This window comes from Haloarcula laminariae (genome assembly GCF_025457605.1).
GTDB classification, from domain to species: domain Archaea; phylum Halobacteriota; class Halobacteria; order Halobacteriales; family Haloarculaceae; genus Haloarcula; species Haloarcula laminariae.
In genome coordinates this window covers 33437-55516 of the sequence record NZ_JAMZFY010000004.1, presented here as the reverse complement: position 1 = coordinate 55516, position 22080 = coordinate 33437, and the positions used below count along the sequence as shown (strand labels likewise).

Sequence of the window (22080 nt, the reverse complement as noted above, 5' to 3'; positions counted from 1 at the left end):
CCGCAAAAACCGACAGCGCAACCGCTACCGAATCAGTGAACCCAGAGTGAGAAAAGCGTTACCCGAACTCACGCAAGAAGTCGCCTAACGCCCGCACGAACGTCTTTGCTGTGATCACTGGCGGCGACCGGATCGGCTCGTCGAGCGCGACCTTGATTAGATAATCCGTCAGCCGCCACAGATTGTAGATCAGCGTCGACAGCGCGAAGTTACACAGCCGAAGCCGGTAATCCGTCGACGATGTCTTCGGCATGAAATCCTTGATCGACTTGTACTGGTTCTCAATGTCCCACCGACGACTGTACCCGTTCACGACACTCGAGATTTCTTCGGGCTCGACGCAGTCCTGGTTCGTTACGAACACCGCGTACTTTCCGTCAGCATCATCGCTCGTACTGGGAGCATAGAGGAACTCAGCCTCGTGATGTACCTCGCCATCGATTCCGAATGGAACCTCGTGCTTGACAGCTTCGTCCGCCGTCGGATGCTCCTGAATATCCTGAATTGCCGCCAAGTCATCCTCGTACGTCGGAACCGGTGAGAGATACGTGAGCCCGCGATCGTGAACGTCTGCGTACACTCGGTTGACGTAGAATCCGCGATCGAACATCACCAGATCCAGATCGACGAACTGCTCAGCGCGGTCAAGTAATCGACTCACTAAATCGGCTTTCGAGTACGATGGAGAATCGTCGGGCTCCCACGTGGAATTCTCTTTCACTGGCTCAATACCGAGAACGATCGGTGCGTGGTCGCCAACCAGCGTGATAGTGGCGTACTTGTACCCGCGCTTGTACTCGCCGTCTTTCTTGTACCCGCTCACCATCTTCGGGTAGTCTGGCTTCGCGATGCCTGCTTCTTTGTCCTCCCACGGCCAGACGTGGAACTGCTCGTGGGTGATGTCGATCGCCGCAACGGTCTGACGAGAGTCGAAGGGATCGTCACCACGGATCGAGTTGATGATGTTTTTCGTCGCGGCGTTGAACGCCGTCATAATAGCGTCCCGAATCTGGTCGATCTCGGGCATCGAGTTATCGTCCTCGAAGTCCTCGAACGTGAGCTGGTCGTCCGAGTCTTTGGGCATGGCTATCTTCTTGATTGCCCGTAGGAAGGTCGAGTCGTCGCAGATGAGTTCGTCGTCGGTGAGCCAGCCGTACTCGGCTTCTGAATGAGCACTACCGTTGTTCGCGCAGATGCTCGCGAACATATCTAGCATTACCTCGTCGGAGTACGTTTTGTGGGCTGCTCGGTGCGTGTCGAATTCGGGGATAACATGTTTTCGAGCGAGCGTCAGCGTCTTCTGGGCCTTCTCCTTCTTGTACTCATTCGTGCTTTGTGATTCTTCCTTGGTTTCGGCTGGGACTGATGGGACGAGCCCTTCCGTGAGGACGTCGTTGTCGAGAGCAACTTGTCGGACGCCAGCAACCGTCCGATTGAGCACTTCTTGGGTATCCTCACTAAACTGCGCATGCGTGTACGAGAGCTGTTGCTGGGTCGGCGTATTCGAGAGATCGGTGATATCAAGGTGGAAGCTCTTGACTAAGCTCGGCTCCCGGCCAAGTCGTTGCGCTAATTCGTTCTGTGAGATGCCTCGAATCCCTTTGAACAAGAGTGTGCGAAACATTTCGTCAGTCCCAAAGTCAACACGGTTCTGATCGCGGGCATCCCCGAGGTTGTCGACGGGAATCGATAGCTGACGAATGACATCCCAGAGGTGGTTCTCCTGCTCACAGATCGCCTCTGCGTGGACAATGATTGAATCAGCGACAGCCGACGGGTCAGTCGGCATTGAGCCACCTCCAGGGCGAACCACTCCGCTTCTGAGTTGTGGTCGGCCCAATACTGGAATGATTCTGTATAGAAATATCTACTGAGTAGGAGCGAAGAACTGTATAGAGTATAGTAAAAATATAGTTGATCATTGTCGTCGATTATCTGTTCTAAGCTTGTAGATAGAGACATATCAAGGGGTATACGCGCTGTACTTAGAGAATCAGTTGTAGCCATAATTCGATATAGGTCAAGAATCAGTTTGAATCAAATTTCAGTTGGGCTTATAGTGATGTGGGGAGAATCGGGAGTACGATGGGCTTGGACGAACTCGAGGCGTTTCTTCGGAAGAAGGGCGCGGCGGAACTCGTTACGGAGATCGGGACGGGAACAGCGACGTTCAACGCGCTCGTCGACGCAGTTGCGGTAAGTGGATCGACGGTCTCCTCGCGACTCTCAGAAGGCGTTGATCACGACGTGTTCACGGTGAGTCATAGGCCGACCGAGCACGGGACAGAGAAGCGGTATGAACTCACCATACTTGGGCGGCGCGTGTATGATTGGGCAGTGCAGACGGAGTTCGAGCGGAAGATCCGAGAACTCCGGCGGCTTCGACACGAACGGGATACGGCGTTTGAGCAGATGGTCGGGAAGATCAACCGGGATCAGGAACTCCTCAAAATGGTAGCCGATTCGGAACCAATACAGGATCAGGACTTTGACCTCCCTGAAGGTGCGTCTTTGGTGTCGAAGACGCCGACAGAAGAGGAACTTCGTGAAGCCAAATACGATCGTATGGAAGCGAACCTCAAGCCAGTTGAAGAAGTTGAGGACGCTGATGGGACAGGAGAGAACAGCGACTGAGACAAATATCTATAGCGGCTCGGTTGACTCTTGTGAAATCCTCAGTAGCCAACAAATTTGGCTCTCAATCGCTGAGTACAGAGGGCGTATCAATCACGACTCTGTGAATCTGCAGCAGTACTGATAGAACAACCACTGATATATTTAGCGTTCCTGCAACCACGGGTCTCCGTAAGTCAACGGCCACATCGAAGTGTCCAATGTCCCTTGTTTCTCGATCTGTTCATGCGTCAGCTTCGGCTGCTCACCGGAGATACCTCCGTCTTTTCTCCCTTGAGGGAGCTTTGCGCCTCGCTCGCTCCAAAAAACACGGGAGAGTACTCCCGATTGGCTCCGTCGTTCGGTGAAACGCCCCCTGACGGGCAAGCACGCTCGCTCAGTTGTCGCGCTTGACAGCGGGATTCGTCACCGCGCCGTTCGCAGCGGAGTCGAAGGCGTCGCCATACTTACGGAGGAAACCTCCCTCATACTGGATCTCGGGACGCTCGTATTCGTCGAGGCGGGCTTCGAGTTCTTCGTCGCTGAGGTCGACAGAGAGTTCGCGCTTGCGGATGTCAACAGTAACTGTATCACCGTCTTCGAGGGCGGCAATCGGTCCGCCGACCACAGACTCAGGGGCGACGTGGCCGACCATCGGGCCACGGGTCGCACCACTGAAGCGCCCGTCGGTGAGGAGGGCGACGTCGTCCTCATGGCCTTGGCCGACGACGGCGGCGGTGACACCGAGCATCTCGCGCATCCCGGGGCCGCCCTGTGGGCCCTCGTTCCGGACGACGATGACGTCGCCAGACTCAATATGGCCTTCCTGCACGTAGGCCATCGCGTCCTCCTCGTTCTCGAACACGCGCGCGGGGCCGTTGTGATAGAAGCCTTCCTCACCCGTTTCCTTGAGGACGGCACCATCCGGCGCGAGGTTCCCAGTTAGAATTTTGATTGCACCCTCCTCGTGAAACGGGTCCTCGGTCGTCGCGAGGAAGTCTGCATCGATGTCCTCGTCGTCCGGTAAGTCGAGCGTTTCCACCTCCTCGGCGATTGTGTTCCCGGTGACGGTCATCGCGTCGCCGTGGAGGTACCCGCCCTCCAAGAGGCGGCGAATGACGACGGGGACACCGCCGACATCGTGGAGGTCCTTCATGACGCGCGTGCCGCCTGGTTGGAGGTTCGCGATCTTCGGCGTACGCTTGCTGATCTCGTCGAACTCGTCGATCGTAAGGTCGATGCCAGCCTCGGCAGCGAGCGCGAGGATATGCAGGACGCCGTTCGTGGAGCCGCCGAGCGCCGTCTGGAGAGTGATAGCGTTCTCGAAGGACTCTTTTGTGAGGATATCGCTCGGCCGGCGGTCATTCTCGACGGCGTCGAGAACGACCTCTCCAGCCTCGCGAGCAACCTTGTAGCGCTCTTCATCCTCGGCGGGCGGCGACGCCGACCCGAGGGGAGCGAGACCGAGTATCTCGCTGATCGAGGCCATCGTGTTCGCGGTGAACATCCCGCCGCAAGAGCCTGCTCCTGGACAGGCCTCGTGCTCCATCTCGTAGAGCTCTTCCTCGGTCATGTTGCCGGCAGCGTAGGTACCGACGCCCTCGAAGACGCTCTGGACCGTAATATCGCGGCCGTCGTGGTGGCCGGGGAGGATGGACCCACCGTAGAGGAAGACGCTGGGGAGATCGGTGCGGATGGCGGCCATCATCATGCCGGGGAGGTTCTTGTCGCACCCGGCGACGGTGACGAGGGCGTCCATCCGCTCGGCGAACGAGACGAGCTCGACGGAGTCGGCAATCAACTCCCGGGAGATCAGCGAGGCCTTCATTCCCTCTGTCCCCATGGAAATAGCGTCGCTGACAGTGACGGTACCGAACTCGATGGGCATCCCGCCGGTGTCCTCGATGCCAGCGATTGCAGTGTTCGCGACATCGTCGAGGTGGACGTTGCAGGGCGTGACGTCCGCAGCTGGGTTGGCGACGCCGACCATCGGTGAGGAGAGGTCCGCATCATCGTAACCCATCGCGCGGAACATCGCGCGGTGCGGAGCACTCTCGGGGCCCTTGGTCACTTCGGTGCTCCTCAGGTCAGGGTCCTTCTCGGGCGTCGATCCCTCCGTAGATTCGATATCCGTCTCGTCCGTGTTCGACTCTGGTTTGCCATTCATATCCAGTCGTTTTCGCGTGCGGCCATAAACAGTGTGATGTCCGTGTGTTGCCGTGTCGCACTCTCCTGCCCTTGACTCGGAAGCTACGGCTACGCGGGTACCAGTCGGGGTATACCCATCGCGGTCGACCACTATCCGGAGAGCGCGGGACACGCCACGCGGATGCTCGCCGTCGTGCGACAAAAATTTGATCAAAAGGCAGCGAGCCTCCTGATAACCGGTTCTCAACTTTGCCTACGCCGAATGAATTGCGGCCGTCATGTGGATAACCGGAGAAAAAACGAGTGTGACTCAGTGAGAGCGAAGCCCCCCTACGCTATCCCAGATTCTTCAAACCACCCCCAACTACGTGTACCCAATCTCCGTTCAGTACCAGGACTTCCTAACCGAGACCCGTGGACCCCCATGAAACCAAATACGGATACAATCTACAGCCAACACAGATTGCTGTTTTGGTGGCTCTGTTGTACCGATTTCTTCGACGAAATTCAAATGAAACAGCCAATTAGTAGAACTGCGTAGTTACCAAGGGATTACGGCCGGTCTCACTGGCTCAGTTCTTCGGCCAATTCACGGGCTCGTCCAGCCCGAATATCATCTTCGGCAACCATCCGCGCCGCAATTTCCTCAATTAGTTCATCGGGTGCGTCAGTCTCACGGGCAATATTCTTCGCATGAAGTTTCATGTGTCCAGTTTGGATTCCTTCATCAGCCAGTGCACGCATACTGGCGATGTTTTCTGCGAGCCCCACGGCTCCGAAGATTCCCACTAGCTCGTCACTCGATTCAACGTCAAGGATCTCCATCGCTGCACTAGCAGTTGGATGGGCACGAGTAGCGCCGCCAACAGTGCCCACTTGGACTGGTACCTCAATACTGCACGACAGATTTCCCTCTGTATCAATTTCGTAGGTCGAAAGCGGGCCGTATCCATCATTGGCTGCAAAGGCGTGAGCGCCGGCCTCAATTGCTCGCCAGTCATTCATTGTTGCAACTGCAAGCGCATCCATCCCGTTCAGGATGCCCTTGTTGTGCGTTGCTGCCCGGTACGGATCACCGGCGGCGAAGGCCCACGCATCAACGATTCGGTCCCTTACCTCTTCTCCAGCCAGCGAACTCTGCTCGCGCTCAAGCATATCTGGTGTGACAGTACACCGAGCACGCGCAACTCGGTGATCCGCTAAGTTTGACAACACACGGAGAACGGCTTCCCCACTGGTCTCTTCTTCAACGAGCGGGGCCACTGCCTCTGCCATTGTGTTGACTGCATTCGCTCCCATGGCGTCCTGCACATTTACAAGGAGATGAACGACAACCATTGGGCCACGAGGGGTGTCTACGACACGAGCAGTAACGTTCTCACACCCGCCACCGTGAGAGACGAGGACACCCTGATCATTAGCCATAGATCTAATCTCGTCAGCTCGTTCGAGAACCCGCATTTTCGCACTGTATGGGTCACTGATGTCTCGAATTTGGATCTGTCCGAGCATATACGGTCCCGAGACAGAGGTTGAGAATCCGCCCGTCTCACGCGTAAGTTTCGCCCCATACGAAGCGGCTGCCACAACGGAGCTTTCTTCAACCGCCATTGGCACAAGTACGTCTTCGCCATCGATAACGAAGTTTGTCGCAACACTCAACGGGAGGGAAATACTGCCGATCACGTTTTCACTCAAACTATCCATGAGTTCGCTATTGGGCCCCTCCCTCAGAGCGTCAGAATCTTCTTCAGAAAGGAGGCAGCGACTCGTAATGATTTCACGTCGTCGCTCCGGAGTTTCTTCGTAGAAGTCAGGAATACGTGAGTCCATAGCAGTTAGTCAAATTCCATCCAGTTAGTTGATAGGGTTAGTGGAATGATTCTGTGGACCGTAGTATCCGGTATAATATGGGAACATAGTTGGTTATAGTCAGACAGCAAGTAGATTGATCCGAATGATGGCTAATAGATGTGTTTCTCTTGCTGTATCCGGACCGATTCACTTATGAAACCAACTACTTTTCCATTACTCCAATTGGTGGCTCCTGTCAGTACGCACGTCTACTGATCAGCTTATATGAATTAATGTTCAATTGGTGGTTTGTAGGAATCAAACGCAGAATATCTGATGGTCTGGGCACGCATTCTGTATAGCAGTATATGGTTTATTGATTATTATGCACTCCGCGCATTTCCTGCTGTTGGCTATGGTGACTGTCGCGGTCACAAAGGTCGACAAAAATATAAGATAAAATACTGTACCGCTCAGTATGCCAAAATCGGCCGATTCAGATTCAGGCACCGCCCAGGACGAGCCCTCCTGGACACTGCTGGGCCGCGACGGCCTCGTCGACGCCTACTGGGACGTCGTCGCCCCCGCCATGCGGGCCGACGGACTCAACCCCAAGACCGAGCAGCCGACCTACGAATGGCTCAACAAAAATGGCTTCCGGCGCTTTATTTACACACTGCAAGAACACCACGATACTACCGTCACGGAATTCTGCGAGCAGGAACTCGAACTCGAATCCCAGGGGTACGACTGGGAGATCGACCACGCCGACACTGTCGAAGCACTGGAACGTTACCTCGACCGCCAGCGACAGCGCAAGTCCTGGAGCGAGTCGACCGTCGACGCCCACCGAAGCCGACTCGGCCGTTACGTGCGGGCCTATGCTCGGGTGAACGACACAGATGACCTCCTCTCGCCGGTCGCCAGAGAGTCAACAGTACCCGCTCACGAAGCTGTCGACGCCTGCTGGGCTACTTTCGACGAGCTGGACCAAGAGGTTGCCCGAGAGACGTTGCGGCGCATCTACATCACTGTCTCGGACTGGTACACAACACTGGTCAGCCGTCGCGAGGCGGCGCTGAATCCCACCGATGGACTCGACTACAACTGGAGTGGCGACGACGCCGGGACGACGTCGAATCCGCCCCTAGGGCCCGACCACGTCGCAGCTCTGTTCGAAGCCGCCGAAGACACTCGCGAGAAGCTACTCGTCGTTGCGCTCTGTGGGTGGGGACTCCGCTCTGGTGAGGTTGCGGCCCTCCATGCCGACCAGCTCGTGCTGGACGATGATGCCTCCCGCATTGAATTCGAGAGTCGGAAGAACGGCCCGGGGTCGGTTGCACTCATATACGGCCAAGACATCGTCGAATCTCGAATCGCACAGTTTTCTGACGACGAAGACTGGAGCGGGTACTTGTTTCCGTCGCCACGCTCGTCCAGCGGTCACCGCACCGGCGGAACCATACGCAACTGGTTCGACGAGCTCGCCGAACGAGCTGCGCTCCCAGAAACGATTGATGGTCGTAGCCCGGTTCCACAGATGGCACGGCGGTTCTGGTACGACCGGTACTCTTCGACGGTTGAAGAGCTGGTTGAGCACCAGATCCAAGAAGTCGCTGAGGAACAGGGGAGTGCCTCAGCAAGTGTCGTCTGGGAAGATTACCTCTCAGAAGATCGTCGTCGTGAACTCCGACGGGAGTTCATGCGAGAGAAACTCGCCACTGCGTTCGATACCGGATTGGACTGAGGAACCGACGCAGTATCGGTGCAACCTTATTTTTCAAGTAGCCATTCAGAACAGCATTTATTCTAATGCTGACTTTTATTTTGCCTATAGATTATTATTTCAGAAAAAATATACAATAGTATACTAATATAAAATATTCGATTATAATTAAACCCACTTTTGAGGTCTTAGAAGACCGTTCTCTATATTACTACGTAATATATGGCTCAGGGAAAATTGAAACTAAAACTTTTTAGTCCGAAAAGAAGTATCCCGAGATAGGTGATGTGAACGTGGGGAAACTATCACTAATAAGAATACTAAGGTAATGAAGCCCGTCCCCTGACCGGGTGTAGTCCTCGAATGCATCGCACAGTAAGCAACCACCATCCAACGAGAGAAATCCATGAGCAACAGCCCTCGCAGTACGGACGCATCGCACTCAATATCACTCCGATCACTCGCTGCACATGCCAAACTTCGGGCCGCACAGGCTACCACGAACACCACATTTAGACGAGCCGCCCAGTTTTCGCTAGTCCTGCTCCTGTTTAGCGGGACCGCAATGGCCCAGACGACGTTCGGAGACACCTACTGTGGCACCAGTGTCGAAGGGCTCCTTGATGTCACGTTTGGAGCGTTGGTTGGACTCGGACTCCCAACGACGATGTTCTACGTCGGTCGCTCTGGGCTCTCGTATATGCGAGCGTCGGGCAACCCCAACCAGCAAAATGAGGCCCGAAAGGACCTCATCCTGTCGATGACTGGGTTTGGGGTGATTCTGCTGGCAATTGTCTCCCCTGAACTCATCAGCAAATTCGCCAATCAAGCGAATTTCACGTTCAGCGACTGTGTGAACCCCCTCGCCTGATCATAAGCACGTATGTCCGTTCCACTCCGGGTGTTGGTGCCGGTATTGGTCTGTCTGGTAGTGACGACGCCGACAGTCGTTGCTTCGGGAGTGGGACTACAGACTGAGCGAGTGTCGCCCATCGTTCAGCAGCAAGCGGAGAATCGGACAGCTAACGGAACACCGACGCTCCGAGCTGCACAACAGCCTGCTGCCAATCGCACCGAGAGTGCCCAATCACGCCCACCGAACGTGACGTCCTGGAACGATCGATATGTCGGTCGCTACAGCACTGGCGGAGCGAACTTTTCGGCCCGACCCTCGCACGTGAGTTGGGAGTCTTGCTGTCGGTTACAGTCCTCGACAGACATCGACGGGCGGCTCTTCAGTGAGGTGTATACCGAGATTTTCTCGATTACGCCCTCGACCATCGTCCATTCCCGAGCGGGCAAGCAGCGCTACGGGAGTCCGAACGGCACCGTCCGGGCTGTGTCGAATTTCCGACTCAATGACCGGCTGCTCAATTCCACTACGAGCCCAGTCGGGGCGAATCTCACCGGTCTTGGCGGTCAGGTCGAATTGCTGGCCAACGGAACTGTCGTAGATACGTCGTCGTCGTTGACACCCGAACTACAGTACCGCGGGCTGTCCGGGACAACGAATCTGACAGTGCGGCTTCGACTCACGGGGACGGTACAACCCGCCGACAACCACGTTCGGTCGTACACGATGGCGGTGACCGACTCGGAAACGGTCCGGGTCCAGGATCTCTCCGGACTCGGTGTGTCCGGCCAGCTGGCCTGGCGCAACGAGACTGGAACGACTCGAACCGACAGTGCGCTGACCCTGTCTGTACCTGGGTTGTGGCATCGAGTGCAGTTCGACAATGGACTGCGTGCTCACAGCCAATGGTACTACTACACTCGCAACGGTGATGGGTGGGTCGACTGGGAGACGACAGCTACGGAACCCAGCACTGTGGCGCCGGAGTGGCAGCCGATTGCCCCCTACGAAGTGCATGCAGTGCCGGTAACTGCGAGCCCTGAACTCACCTACGAGTGGCTCAACCCAACGGATGATGGGGCGACCCAGTCTCGTGACGTGCCCGTTGACCTCACATATCCGGAGACAGCGATGGCACCGCAGCCGTCGCTCCCACCGGAAATCGAGTTAGACCGAGCGGACAACTCGACGACGGCCAACCGATTTACGCTCCATAGTTCCCGCTCGCTTCGTGACGCCGGCAAGTTCACCGTCTACGGTCTCGTCCGTGGTCGGTCAGTAAACGTCTCAGTGAACACCAGTGAGCCACCGACTGCCTACGAAGTGAATCTCACCGCGCAGGTGCTGAACACGAGTGACGCTGGGACTCGACTGCGAGTATCGATACGTCCACGGGCTGGCGCGCCCCTCAAGCGTGGGCGGATTATCCTCACGACTCGTGAGACCCGTGTTGAACGGCGGCTGACGCCGGCCGATGGTGGGAAAGTGGTAGTCGAACTGGATCAAGCGAGAGTTCGGAGGGGAAGACTGCGGTACGAGCCGCCCGCTCCGTGGTGGGACCAGTCCCGGACCTATCCAGCGTTGGCGACGAACGGGTCCTTCCTTGACACAGCGAATCTGCCTGCGATTCGCGAGATTATCGACTTCATCGTCATTACTGGGCTGGTGTTCCTGCCGCTCTATCTGCTGCTGTACGGCTTTGACATCCTCACAAGAGGAAAATTCCTCGGCTGGTACGAACCATGACACAGAACCCACACTCATACAGCGACAGTATCGACCGACGAACAGCGTTGACACTCCTTGGCGGTGGCCTGACCGCGCTGGCGGGGTGTTCTGACTCACCGTCTTCAGGGTCTCCAGAATCCCCACCTCCATCGACTGGAGGTAGTTCTGGTGATGAGTCCGGTGCTGAAGGCTGGGTCCCGCCAGAAGAGCAGTCGGAGTATATCACTGACAGCAGTTTCGTGGCTGATGGCTTGGAGCTATCATTAGAGTTAGAACTCCAAAACTCGGTGGATATAGTCACTATAGATCTATTGGATGCACGAGACAATGAGTACACATTAGCATTTCCTGAACAGGGAAAGGCGACACTTACCCTTGCTGACGGGGCGGATAATGAGTACAGCGAGGAGCCACCAGAAGTTGAGGCGATAACTTCTGGTGAAAATACCATCGTTGTCAACCTTACCGAAGAAACCGACAAAGACGATGAACGAATTCCACTCCGGCTTGGCACTTCTGTCGAAGTCCAACGAGTTGCGTGGGGCGAATCAGTTGACGGTGTAGATGACCTAGATTTGGCTATCGTCCTCAAAAACACGGGCCCACATCCTACTTCTCCGGGAATCATTCAGTACGCGAATGTCCCTGGTAACGATGCAGCCGGGCAGAGACTAGCGTCTGAGTTCTCAGTTATCAAGCCCGACAGTACGGGTGCAGCAACAGTGCCACTCAGCATATGGAAGGGGATCGGTTGTCCAGATAATACGGAGCGAAAGCTCGAATTTACTATTTCGTCCCTCTGGGCGAACATATTGAGCGTCTCTCAAACCATCACATATTCGACTAACGGTACTCATTGCGGTTCGCTGACTGGATCACCAACTGTCTCCCCCACAAAATCAACTGACTCATGAGCCAGAGGCAAGTCCCTTGTCCTGATCCTTTTCCTGGTTGCGGTGATGGTGGAGGAGGTGACAGTGGCGATGGTAATGGTGACGGTGGCGATGGAGGGGGCGTCGGAGATGTCGATGTTAACGTCGATGTGCCATCGGTTCAGGATTTCATCGATGATTTCATCCCGAAATTCCTCACCAAGTTAGTCGAGGACCTCAAAACACAGGTATTCACCGAGAGCGTACTCGAAAATCCCATAGAAGCTGGCATTGATGCGTTCCTTGAGGGGCTCGCAACTGGGGTACAGAACGCATTCAGATCTTTCTTCAGAGCCCTCATCACGCCTTTAGTGGAGACTCCATCACCTAAGGGTGACACTGTTGCAGGACCGCTTGAGATAGCGTTCACAGGCGCCACTAATGATCCCTGGAGTGGACTTATTTCGAATGTCTATTTTGAGGGAATTGTCGGTTTAGCTCTCGGTCTCCAGTTCATCACACTAGCTGCTGTCGGCCTGCGATACAAGTCGATGGATCCAGTGGTCCGCAAACAGGTCGGCCGGCGAGTCGTGATGGTGTTCTTCGCGATTTTCCTCTGGCTACCTGCTGCGTCTCTCGCGACGCAATTCTTCGATATTCTTGCCCGACAAATCGTTTTCTCTGGGTACGATATTGACAAGGTTGTAAACACCTTGTATTCGATTACAGAGATTTCGGTGAAAAACCCGGGACTGCTTGCGATCCTTGTTCTCGTTGGCCTTTATGTATACCTGAAAGCGATATTTATCGCGATTGTCCGCTGGATACTGATTATATTGCTAACGCTGTGTATGCCGCTTGTGGCGGCCTTCTGGCCGCTAGAAGTATGGCCGTTCAATCGGTTCGCTGGACTCGCTAAGCAAATTGCTGGCGCATACCCTGGGGCTTTGGCGGGTGGCATCCCAGCAGCTGTCCTCTTCAGGATAAGCTTTGAAACAGACGCATGGGGTCTGCCTGAGGGGCTCACCGCACTGGCCTCTATCGCCACGATCTTCCTGGCAGCGAAGGCTCAAAAAGAGATGATTGTTCGGAGCAGTCGGACTGCGGTGCGGGTGAGCGAGCAGACCCTCGGCGGAGCGAAACAGTCGGTGAAGAAACCTGCCAAGGCCTCGGCAGCAATTGGCGCCGGTGCTGCGACCGCCGGTGCCGGCGCAGTCGCAGGGTCTGGGGGAGCACTGAGCGCGGCTGGCGGTTTCAGCGCGCTGGGGAACGCTGCGAAGGGTCGTATTGGTCGGGCGGCCTATGGCGCTATGAATCTCCATCGAGGCCTGTCGAACGCGAACTTCGGTGGCTCGAACGGTTCTGGAGCCTCCGACCCTGGCCCAACAGCAGGTCCAGACCCATCTGACCCAGGCCCTGAGAACGCAATTCGGACCGCTCCAAATCCGACATCAGACCCCAGCGGCTCCCGGCCGCCTGAACCTGCCGGCCCTCCCGCTCAAGGCCGTCTGCCTGACACAGGGCGGGGTTCGGCAGCGGAATCAGACGCTCCTGACCTTGGCGACACTGTCCGCTACTGGGACCTGCTCGATGAGGGAACCACTGTTGAGGACGGTTCGCCCCCTGATGATGCAGCGCAGGTCCCCTCGGACGTCGACAGTGCTGCTGGTCAAGTAGACAGTGCTGACGATGACGATCCCGCAGCTGGGGCCGCTCCGACCACCGATGCTGGCGACGATGGTGACTCGCCTGCAACGGGTGGGGCTGCCAACGCCAAAGACTTGTTCGCGACCGATGACGACGTGCTCGGTCCCGATGCGTATCGACCGCGAGACGACTCCCCGAACACCTAATCAAACTATGGCACAAGCACAACAGAGCACACAGCAGTACAGTACGAACATCATCCACGGCTCACTCGGGGATACGACCGAGTTCTGGGGCGGATATACCCTCGGTGAACTGCTCCTGTTCGCTGCTCCCGTCTTCCTGTTTGTACTCGTCTTGGGAATGCCGTTCGTCCCAGCCAGTGTGACCCTCCCGGCGCTGCTCGGATTGGTTCTGGCTGAGGTCGGCCTCTTCACGCTGCGAGCAGTCCGGCCGAACTACTACCGGCTGACTGAGTGGCTTCGTGTCCGGGCGTTCTGGCGGGTCAAAGAAGAGGAACACACCGTCGACGATGGGGCCCAGGACACTCGGAATGCTACCCGGCTGAAACGCATCATGCCCCACGGAATCGAGCGGGTCGACGGCGCCTACGTCGGGGCCGTCGAGGTCCAGCCAGCCAACATGGCCCTCGAAGACGGTGAGCAGTGGCAGAACGCTGTCCAGTCCCTGACTGAGATGGTTAACTCATTGGAAGGTACCGCCAAGATCTACGTCACGACGCGAGATGCTGACAACACGGAGCATATCAAGGCCCACAAAGAGCGGCTCGAGGATGCCGATACACAGAACCACTCCATCTTCCGGGGGGTCCTCATGGAGTGGCTCAACCGACATACCGACGATGATGGCGAAATCGTCGCCGAGACCGAGATGCAACGCGAATACTACATCATCGTCACAGTCACCGATGCCGAGATTGAGGACCTCGTCAGTGATGACGCGTCTGTTGCGAACTACCTTGAAGACCTTCCGGTGGTGGGTGAGTTGGTCTCCAGTGTCGGGAGCAACGGACTGACTGCCGGGGAGCGAGAGGAACACAAGGCCAAGAAACTCCACGACCGACTCTCCAGAGTCGCTCGCTCGGTCGACAGTCTCTATCGGTGTCGAAGCGAGCCCGTATCGTCGTACAAGCTCGCCCAGCTTACCAAGGACTACTGGGCCTGTGAGCCACGGCAGTTCGGTGATATCGAGCAGGCAGCCGATATCTCGCCGATTACGTACTCCGATAGAGAGCTCGCTCGCGCCAGCGAGATGCTCGAGAACCATGCAACTGCCGAAGGGACTGATAGCGAGACGAGAGGTATCGATGAAGCTGTGGAGGTTCCCCACGGTGTATCGAATCCTGGCCACGAACACCAGTCGCTGGTCGCACCCACGGCCATCGACTGGGCCGAGGATCATGCATTCATCGACCAAGAGACCTACGCCCGAACGTTCTGGGTCGAAACCTTCCCCGAAGAACCGTCAAACGGGCTGCTCGAACGCCTGCTGCTGGATACGGACCTTCGTGCCGACGTGTCCATTCACATCGACCCGTACGACACGCAGGAGGCACTGACGGTCATGGAGAAATGGATCTCCTCCCTGCAGGTCGTTCAGGATGACCAGGGCCAGATTCAAGCGGAAGACATCCAACAAGATGTGAACCAGGCCAAGTTCATCCGGCAGATGGTCCGGCGTAATCACACGTCGCTATTCCGCGCTGGCGTGTTTGTCCGTATCACTGCCGAGAGCGAAGAGGAACTCCGTCGACGGACGAACCAGCTCGAAAGCGTGCTCCGGGACTCGCCCGCGAACTGTAGCATCAAGCGGGCCACCCGCCGACAAGAGGACGGTCTGGTGACTGTCTCGCCAATCGGGGCGAACGAGCTCGGGAAAGATCGTCTCTCGTCGATGACCAGCGAGGCACTGGGGTCGTTGTTCCCGTTCTCGTCGAACTACCTCCGCATGGAGAACGGTATCGAGTACGGAACCCATGGGCACAACAACTCCTCGTTGCTGATCGACCCATGGGACCTCGAAACCGGCCACTCTGAGCTCGTGACGGGGATGCCTGGGGGCGGGAAAACGCACGGCACGCAAGCACGGGCGATGCGGATGATGAAGAAACGGCCCGACGTCAAGCAGGTCTACATCGACCCGGTCGGAGATATGCGCGGCAGCGCGAAAATGCTGGACGCGAAGACGATTACCGTCAGCGGTGAGACGCCGCTCAATCCCTGCGAGATGCACCCGACGCCGGAGCATATCCTAGAGCAATCGCCGGACATGCAGCCTGTCGCAGCGAAGAAAGACGAAGTCTACGGGGTCATCGAGAACTTCCTCGAAGCCCGTGACGTCCAGCTGGAAATGCACAGTGGGCTGATCACGTTCATCATCGATACGATCTTCGCAGAATCCGATATCGAGCCCGATGATCCGTCGACGCACACACCCGAGAACTCGCCCAACATGCAGGACTTCCTGGACCTGCTGGACCGACTGCAGGACAGCCCCGGAATGTTCCCCGGCGCGACCACGGACTCCTCGCGTCAGAAAATCCGGGAATATGCCGATGAGCTCTCGGTCGCGCTGCATCCGTTCCGTGAGGGCAGTACGTACGGGAATCTCTCGCAGGCGTCGGACATGAAGCTCATCGACGATTCGAGCAAGGCAGTCTATCTCGACCTCCAGCAGGTCGAAGGCACTGGCGATGGTCTGGGCAAACAGTCGTTCATCATGCAGCTGCTGCTGTCGACACTGTACCAGCAGGCCAAGAACATGGATTCGAAAGTGGAGATCATCATCGACGAGGCCCACTACCTATTCAACGATGACGCCAATCTGGCGTTCCTCAACCAAATTGCTCGCCACCAGCGACACGCCGGGCTACGGCTGGTGATGCTCTCCCAGACGCTCCAGGAGTTCTACGACAACGGTGTCGCCGAAGAGATAGCGGGGATGTGTCCGATCATGGTCCACCATCGCGAGCCGGACCTGGGCGACCACACCGCCAAGAAGGCCGGCCTGACCAGCGAACAGCAGTACTACATCCAGACAGCCGAGGCTGGCAAAGAGTCCATCGGCGACGGTCAGGGGTATTCTCAAGCTCTCGTTCGGGTCGACGAGCACGGCGACTACCCGCTGACTATCCGGACGTCGTGGGAGGAAAAGCGTGTCATCGATCTCGATGCTCACGGTCGAGATGTCCTCGACGAACTCGCAGATCAGGTATCGCCGAAGGTCCAGCAGTTCGAACAGTTCGTGTACACTGAGGCGATGGAACATGAACTGACGCAGGTTCATGGACTCACACCGGAACGGGCTGAAAAGCTGCTGAACGAACTGAGTGAAGACGAACTGGTGGAGATAGTCTCCGTGGCCCTCGACCGACAGATGCCCTCGAAAGCGGTTGCCGACGGCGGTGCGTTAGCTGGCACCGACGAACGCACCTCAGTCTCACAGGAACGAACTTCGTCCTCGACGGACGGCATGCTGGAAGTGACAGAGTCAGAGACGTCCGGGACGACAGGGTCCAATCTACAGCCATCGGAGAGACAGTCTGAGCCCGGTGTCCCGGGTGATGACAAGCGAACGGTGACGTTCGATCCAGAGGGCAACGGGATTTGGAGTACGGAAGACAAGACGACTGCCAGCGGTGATGACAATGAGTGAGCGAGAGCCGACGGTTCAGCCCGGAGAGCCGGCTGATACACCTGTAGCACCCCCTGTAGGGATCGACGCCAAGGTGTTTCGTGGACAGACTGGGACTGCCCAGGAGTGTGGTGAACGATGAAGGATTCGACATTTCAGATCCATACGACCGAAGAGAACAAACGATGGCTGGAAGACCGTACTGAGGAGCTGGACTGTTCGCTATCGGAGTACGTCCATGAGCTCATCCAGAAACACATCGACATCATCAGCGACGACAAAGAGTACCCATACGATGACTCTGAACGATTGCAGACGGTCGTCGACGACGTCTACGACGAGACCGACATCCTGTTACGAGAGTTCTGGGGTGAAACAGCCAGCGAGACCGCGGTAGAATATGAGCCAGGCCGCCTCCATCTGCTCGTGCTCTGGCGGCTGGTCGCGGGTGAATACTCGAACGAGGAACGCCAGTTTGCGATGCGACTGGCCCAGGACTACATTGGCGAGGATCTAAATCTGGTTCCCAACGGACCCCAGACCGGAGAGAAATGGAGAGACACGACTGCAACTGGAGAAGTGGATCCAGCCCGGTACAGGAGCCGCTCTACTGGGAGTAAAAGAACTCAGGTGGCAGACAAACAGGACACAGACGCCGACACTGACGAGACACTGGGTCCAGCCCAGTTCATGGCTGACGGCACTGGTGGTGATGCCGATGAGTGAGACACCACACATTTCGATTTACCCAGACAATATAGCGCAAAAACAGCGAATCGAGGCGCAGGCCGAAAAACACGATACAAGCGTCTCAGAGTACTGTCTAATGGCGATCGAACAGCAGATCGCTCGGGAAGCAGAGGCTGAGCGTATCGATGACTTAGATATTGAGAGCCGTTTAGATGAGCTACAAACGGATATCATTGCAGAGGTGTCGACTGCTACGGATATCAATACCCAACAGGAATCTCTGTACGGGATAGCGCTCTGGGAACTCCTCGGGAGCGAGTTCTCTGGGAATGAGCGTACTCAGGCGCTCAAAAAGGCGCCTGCCACGCTGGAGGAAGAGCTCGAAGGACTGGCTGAAAAAGAGGGAGGTGATACCTAATGACACGAGATACGATAATCCAATTCTACACGACTGATGAGAAAGAAGAGTGGCTCACCGACCAAGCCGAAGCTGCAGGTCAATCCCTCTCAAAATATTGTGACCAAGTAATCACCGAGCATATTGATCGAGAACAAGATAGGCAGCAATACGGCCGATATGGGGTTGACCAACAAATAGAGTTGGCCCTCGACCAGATCCGTGACGAAGCTACCGCAATCCTCTCCAATTTCCAGTCTGAGAGTGGGGCCAGATTAGATCGAATCCAGCGCATTCGGACAGTCTATGTTTTGGCCCTTTGGCACCTACTCAAAGACGACTACTCATCGGCCCAGCAGGAGGCCGCGCTGAAACGTGCCGCTGAGCATATTGGTTGTGATCTTAGCGATGACTCGGAGATGCAGGCAGCAATAACATCGAAAGAAGCCCAGTCTTCTCACTCAGTCACGGACCAGACGTCCACTGCGCTCAACGACACGAATGAGGAGGATAGGTGATGATCCTCAAAACTGACTTTCGAGAGGGCAGTGCTGGGAATCTCGTCGACTACATCCAGCGAGATCGCTCGCGAGATGCAGAGAGTACTGTCGATGTCCAAAACTCGGCAGGCCGAGAGCTCTCCGAAGCCGAAGTCAATAGATTCGTCGAGAAGAGTCGTGAATTCCAGTTCCAGCGTCATCTAATCGTCTCGCCGGATCCCCAGGGACAGTACACCCCCGAAGAGGTGAGCGCCAATACTCGGGAGGTAATGAATCGAGCGTTTGGCCAACGAGCGACTACCCAGTACGTTTACGCAGTCCACCGTGACACCGAGTTCCCACACGCACACGTCGCTGCTACGGGTCGAGAGTCGGAACTGGAGATGGACCGTGCTGAAATCGAGCGCCTCCGGGAGCGCGCTGCAACCGTCTATAGTGAAGCGGAGCGTGCTAGAGGCGCCACGCAAGCAAGCACGGACACAGCTGCCCAAACACCGTCACAGACGGTATCCGACGAGGCTCGGGAAGAATTGCATGAGCGCGAGCTGTCGCTGGAAGAGCACCCCGAAAAAGACGTTCTACAGGACAGAGCGCGGTCCCAGGAGACATCGCCTTCCACACCCTCATCTGAGAACAAACGCGACAAATCCCGCGCTCAGGAGCGACAGTCGGAATCAGTGCTTAGCCGGGAAGCTGACACAACAACTCCAGAGGAACCCAGCCGGGAACTACAACCTGAGCCAGAGCCAGAACGAGAACCAGAACCGGAACCAGAGCGGGACATGGACCGGACGATGGGTGGGTGAGACATCATGAGCTCGAGTTCTGATTCCTCACACACTCCGCCCGGACAACAGTCCGCAGAGGTGCCCCAGAGTCTCAAGTATGACGATGTCACCTCCTTTCTGTGGGCCGCGGTAATGCTGCTGTTCCCACCTATGTGGGTCGATAGCGACAAGCCGCTGCACAAACGGTTCTGGGCCTGGCGCTACATTTACAGCGGCTTCTTCCTCGTCAGCGCGATTTTCTTCGCCCCTGAACTACTCGCCGGCGACTTCGACTGGTTGTTCTTGTTCCCGTTTGCCCATGTCGTCGCTGCGTTGTCGCTCGCTGGGCTCTTCGCTGGCTATCCGATACCTGGCCTCTCGCTCCCGTTGGTGAGCTATCAGACCACCGTTGTACTCTACGGTACAGGGATTGTCCTTACGCTCTCTGGCGATGCACTCCGCCGGACATCGCCGGCGATGTTTGCTCGTAACCCCTGGGACTCCGAGGACGGTGAATCAGTCGTCCCGCTCGAAGAGGTCGCGAACAAGGACGACGATGCCGACACGCCGCCGACCCTCGATCAGGATATCTCGACGGCTGTCATCGGTGAGACTGGAAGTGGGAAAACATCGATGATGCGGCTACTAGCCTACCAGTTCCCCTATGACCGCGATACTGCGGTCATCGCTCACGACACTGGCGAAGAGTTCCAGCAATTCTACACGGACCTCGGGTTCGACGTCAAGCGTATCAGTGCGACCGACAGCGATGTCGTCTGGAATCTGTTCCAAGATGCTGACAGTGAATCGGAATTCCGGGAAGTGGCTGGCGCTATCTTCGGGGAACCTGACGGCCACAATCCGTTCCATCGGCCAGCGAAGCAGACATTCCAGGATATGCTGCTGTACCTCCATCTGGAGGCCCAGCGAAACAACCGCCGGCAGGACCTCTGTCACACAGATATCGTCTCGCTGCTCGATCAGGGCCACTACGCACTCAAAGAGGCACTCGATGAGTACGACCGACTCGATTCCGGCCATATCGACCCGGACAAGGGGAAAGGAGCGCAGAACGTCTACCAGACACTGCGGGAGAACGTTCGCCCAGTCTTCGTCGACGACTTCGCCGACTACGGCCGGTTCTCCCTGGAAGAGTACATCAAAAACCCGGATGGGCGAGTGCTGATTATCGACTCCGACCCATCGCGAATGGAAACGCTCGGGCCGATGTATCAATTGCTGCTTGACTGGTCGATTCGGTACGCGATGAATTCGCCGAACCCAACGGTCCACATCCTCGACGAGATCGATGCGCTGCCGTCGCTTACACAGGTAACGAACCTGACGGCCCGTGGGCGGAAAAACAAGGCCCGTGCGCTGATCGGTGTTCAGACAATCGGTCAACTCGAAGATACCTACAGTACTATCTCTGGCATCGTAGGCAACTGTCCACAGGGCGTCTACTTCGGCCCCGGTGACGCAGAGTCGACCGAGTTCGTCCTTGACGAGCTTGGCGAACGGCGGCAGCTGGACCGCACTGAAATGGTCGCGATGAGTCACCAGGGGCGCAACGAGTCGGCTCGCTCCCAGTCCCGGGATACGTACAAGGAGAAGGACAAAACACCGATCACGTCTGGTCTCCTACGCGACTTTGAACCTGGGGAGTGCATCGTTGTCTCTCGAACGACGTGGTGGCACGGACAATCGTATGAACTCCACGAAGTTCGCGATGATCTCCCCGAGATGGGGGCCGAATCACCGGCTACACCACGTACCGAAGACGAGGATGATGAAGATCTGGAGAACCACGACAGCTGGATGGCGCTAGCTCGGTCGAAGGCCGCCGATCTAACTGGCGACACCGACGACGCTGATAACACCGATGACTCTGGCGACATCGACGGCGAAATGATCACTACGGGGGATGAATCAGATAGCAGCCCAGCAGTCTGGGCAAAAGAGACTGACGCTACCCCGTATCGTACGTTTACCCAGGGTGGCTGGGAACAGACGCTTGATCGGCTTGACGTTCAGGAACCACCGATTACGGAAAAACAGAACGTCGACGCTATCCGCGACATCGCAACAATGCTTGACGACCGAGTCTTAACGCTTCCAGAATCCGTAGCTACCACTGAAATACGAGAGCTCTTCGCCGATATCGTGGCCCAGACCGGTCTCTCGGAAACACAAACCCTAGATATTGTGACTGATCGAACTGAAATACTGCGAGTCAACGAGCGATTCGAAGAGTCATTCACTCAAGGCGGGTCAGAATTTTCCGCATCGGCAGGGAACACTGCCGAAAATCCCTTCGCTCAAGATACCGGTAGGACAAACGCTACGTCACTATCCGAGTCGATGCATGCTGAGGAATCAAATGGTGAGTCAAACTCAGTAACCCCCGCATCGGGGGCAGAACCTAGAGCAGATGATGCTGCTCCATCGGACACTGCCCCGGACACTCAGTCTGATGACCAGCAATCCACTCTTGGCGATCTGGATGAGCAACTCTCTGATGACACTGTCAGTCAAGCTGAGTCCACGATTAACGGTGACTCAAAAGCTGTCGACGATGCCGCAACTCAAGACGACGATATTACAGAGACAAGTGAGACTGATGAGGACGACGATCACAACGCCCACGAATTCATGTAACTCTGTTTCTCACGCAGTGTAGCTGTAGGCTAT

At 56.5% G+C, this 22080-nt stretch carries 15 protein-coding genes; 12 read left to right on the top strand and 3 right to left on the bottom strand.

Features of this window, described 5'->3' with window-relative positions; genetic code table 11:
• Nucleotides 1-58: 58 nt before the first annotated feature.
• Nucleotides 59-1789, bottom strand: a complete 1731-nt coding sequence (locus NJQ98_RS18315; protein ID WP_262181432.1) for a transposase — start codon at nucleotides 1787-1789, stop codon at nucleotides 59-61.
• A 296-nt stretch (nucleotides 1790-2085) separates the two neighbouring features.
• Between NJQ98_RS18315 and NJQ98_RS18310 the strand changes: the two genes are divergently transcribed.
• Nucleotides 2086-2634, top strand: coding sequence for a hypothetical protein (locus NJQ98_RS18310; RefSeq protein WP_262181429.1), 549 nt, complete (start codon nucleotides 2086-2088; stop codon nucleotides 2632-2634).
• Between the two features lie 376 nt (nucleotides 2635-3010).
• Here the strand turns inward: NJQ98_RS18310 and ilvD are convergent, their stop codons facing one another.
• Together ilvD and NJQ98_RS18300 are read right to left on the bottom strand one after the other, a co-directional pair.
• Nucleotides 3011-4780: a dihydroxy-acid dehydratase gene (gene ilvD / locus NJQ98_RS18305; protein WP_262181427.1), complete on the bottom strand. Its 1770-nt coding sequence runs from the start codon at nucleotides 4778-4780 to the stop codon at nucleotides 3011-3013.
• 545 nt (nucleotides 4781-5325) lie between these two features.
• Complete coding sequence (locus NJQ98_RS18300) at nucleotides 5326-6594, bottom strand: hydroxymethylglutaryl-CoA reductase, degradative (RefSeq protein ID WP_262181425.1); 1269 nt, start codon at nucleotides 6592-6594, stop codon at nucleotides 5326-5328.
• Between the two features lie 439 nt (nucleotides 6595-7033).
• Here NJQ98_RS18300 and NJQ98_RS18295 point away from each other — a divergent pair, with 439 nt between their 5' ends.
• From NJQ98_RS18295 to NJQ98_RS18245, 11 genes are all read left to right on the top strand, one after another.
• Nucleotides 7034-8302 carry a tyrosine-type recombinase/integrase gene (locus tag NJQ98_RS18295; protein WP_262181422.1) on the top strand — a complete coding sequence of 423 codons (1269 nt, stop codon included), beginning with the start codon at nucleotides 7034-7036 and terminating at the stop codon, nucleotides 8300-8302.
• A gap of 544 nt (nucleotides 8303-8846) precedes the next feature.
• The gene (locus NJQ98_RS18290) at nucleotides 8847-9152 is read left to right on the top strand and encodes a pilin (protein WP_262181419.1); all 306 of its coding nucleotides are present in this window, start codon (nucleotides 8847-8849) and stop codon (nucleotides 9150-9152) included.
• 12 nt (nucleotides 9153-9164) lie between these two features.
• Nucleotides 9165-10880, top strand: coding sequence for a DUF8186 domain-containing protein (locus NJQ98_RS19250; protein ID WP_489146084.1), 1716 nt, complete (start codon nucleotides 9165-9167; stop codon nucleotides 10878-10880).
• Nucleotides 10877-11776, top strand: a complete 900-nt coding sequence (locus NJQ98_RS18280; protein ID WP_262181412.1) for a hypothetical protein — start codon at nucleotides 10877-10879, stop codon at nucleotides 11774-11776. The genes NJQ98_RS19250 and NJQ98_RS18280 overlap by 4 nt, the downstream gene beginning before the upstream one ends.
• Nucleotides 11773-13587, top strand: a complete 1815-nt coding sequence (locus tag NJQ98_RS18275; RefSeq protein WP_262181409.1) for a TrbL/VirB6 family protein — start codon at nucleotides 11773-11775, stop codon at nucleotides 13585-13587. Before NJQ98_RS18280 ends, NJQ98_RS18275 begins: the two co-directional genes overlap by 4 nt.
• Before the next feature lie 7 nt (nucleotides 13588-13594).
• A complete protein-coding gene (locus NJQ98_RS18270) occupies nucleotides 13595-17056 on the top strand; it encodes a VirB4 family type IV secretion system protein (protein ID WP_262181406.1) in 3462 nt (1153 codons plus the stop codon).
• 117 nt (nucleotides 17057-17173) lie between these two features.
• Nucleotides 17174-17761 carry a hypothetical protein gene (locus NJQ98_RS18265; protein ID WP_262181404.1) on the top strand — a complete coding sequence of 196 codons (588 nt, stop codon included), beginning with the start codon at nucleotides 17174-17176 and terminating at the stop codon, nucleotides 17759-17761.
• Nucleotides 17754-18143, top strand: coding sequence for a hypothetical protein (locus tag NJQ98_RS18260; protein WP_262181402.1), 390 nt, complete (start codon nucleotides 17754-17756; stop codon nucleotides 18141-18143). The genes NJQ98_RS18265 and NJQ98_RS18260 overlap by 8 nt, the downstream gene beginning before the upstream one ends.
• Entirely contained in the window at nucleotides 18143-18640 is a 498-nt protein-coding gene (locus NJQ98_RS18255; protein ID WP_262181400.1) for a hypothetical protein, read from the top strand. The genes NJQ98_RS18260 and NJQ98_RS18255 overlap by 1 nt, the downstream gene beginning before the upstream one ends.
• Nucleotides 18640-19428 (top strand): relaxase/mobilization nuclease domain-containing protein, encoded by a 789-nt coding sequence (locus NJQ98_RS18250; RefSeq protein ID WP_262181398.1) that lies wholly within the window; start codon nucleotides 18640-18642, stop codon nucleotides 19426-19428. The genes NJQ98_RS18255 and NJQ98_RS18250 overlap by 1 nt, the downstream gene beginning before the upstream one ends.
• A 114-nt stretch (nucleotides 19429-19542) precedes the next feature.
• Nucleotides 19543-22047, top strand: a complete 2505-nt coding sequence (locus tag NJQ98_RS18245; RefSeq protein ID WP_262181397.1) for a type IV secretory system conjugative DNA transfer family protein — start codon at nucleotides 19543-19545, stop codon at nucleotides 22045-22047.
• The last annotated feature ends 33 nt before the right edge of the window (nucleotides 22048-22080 follow it).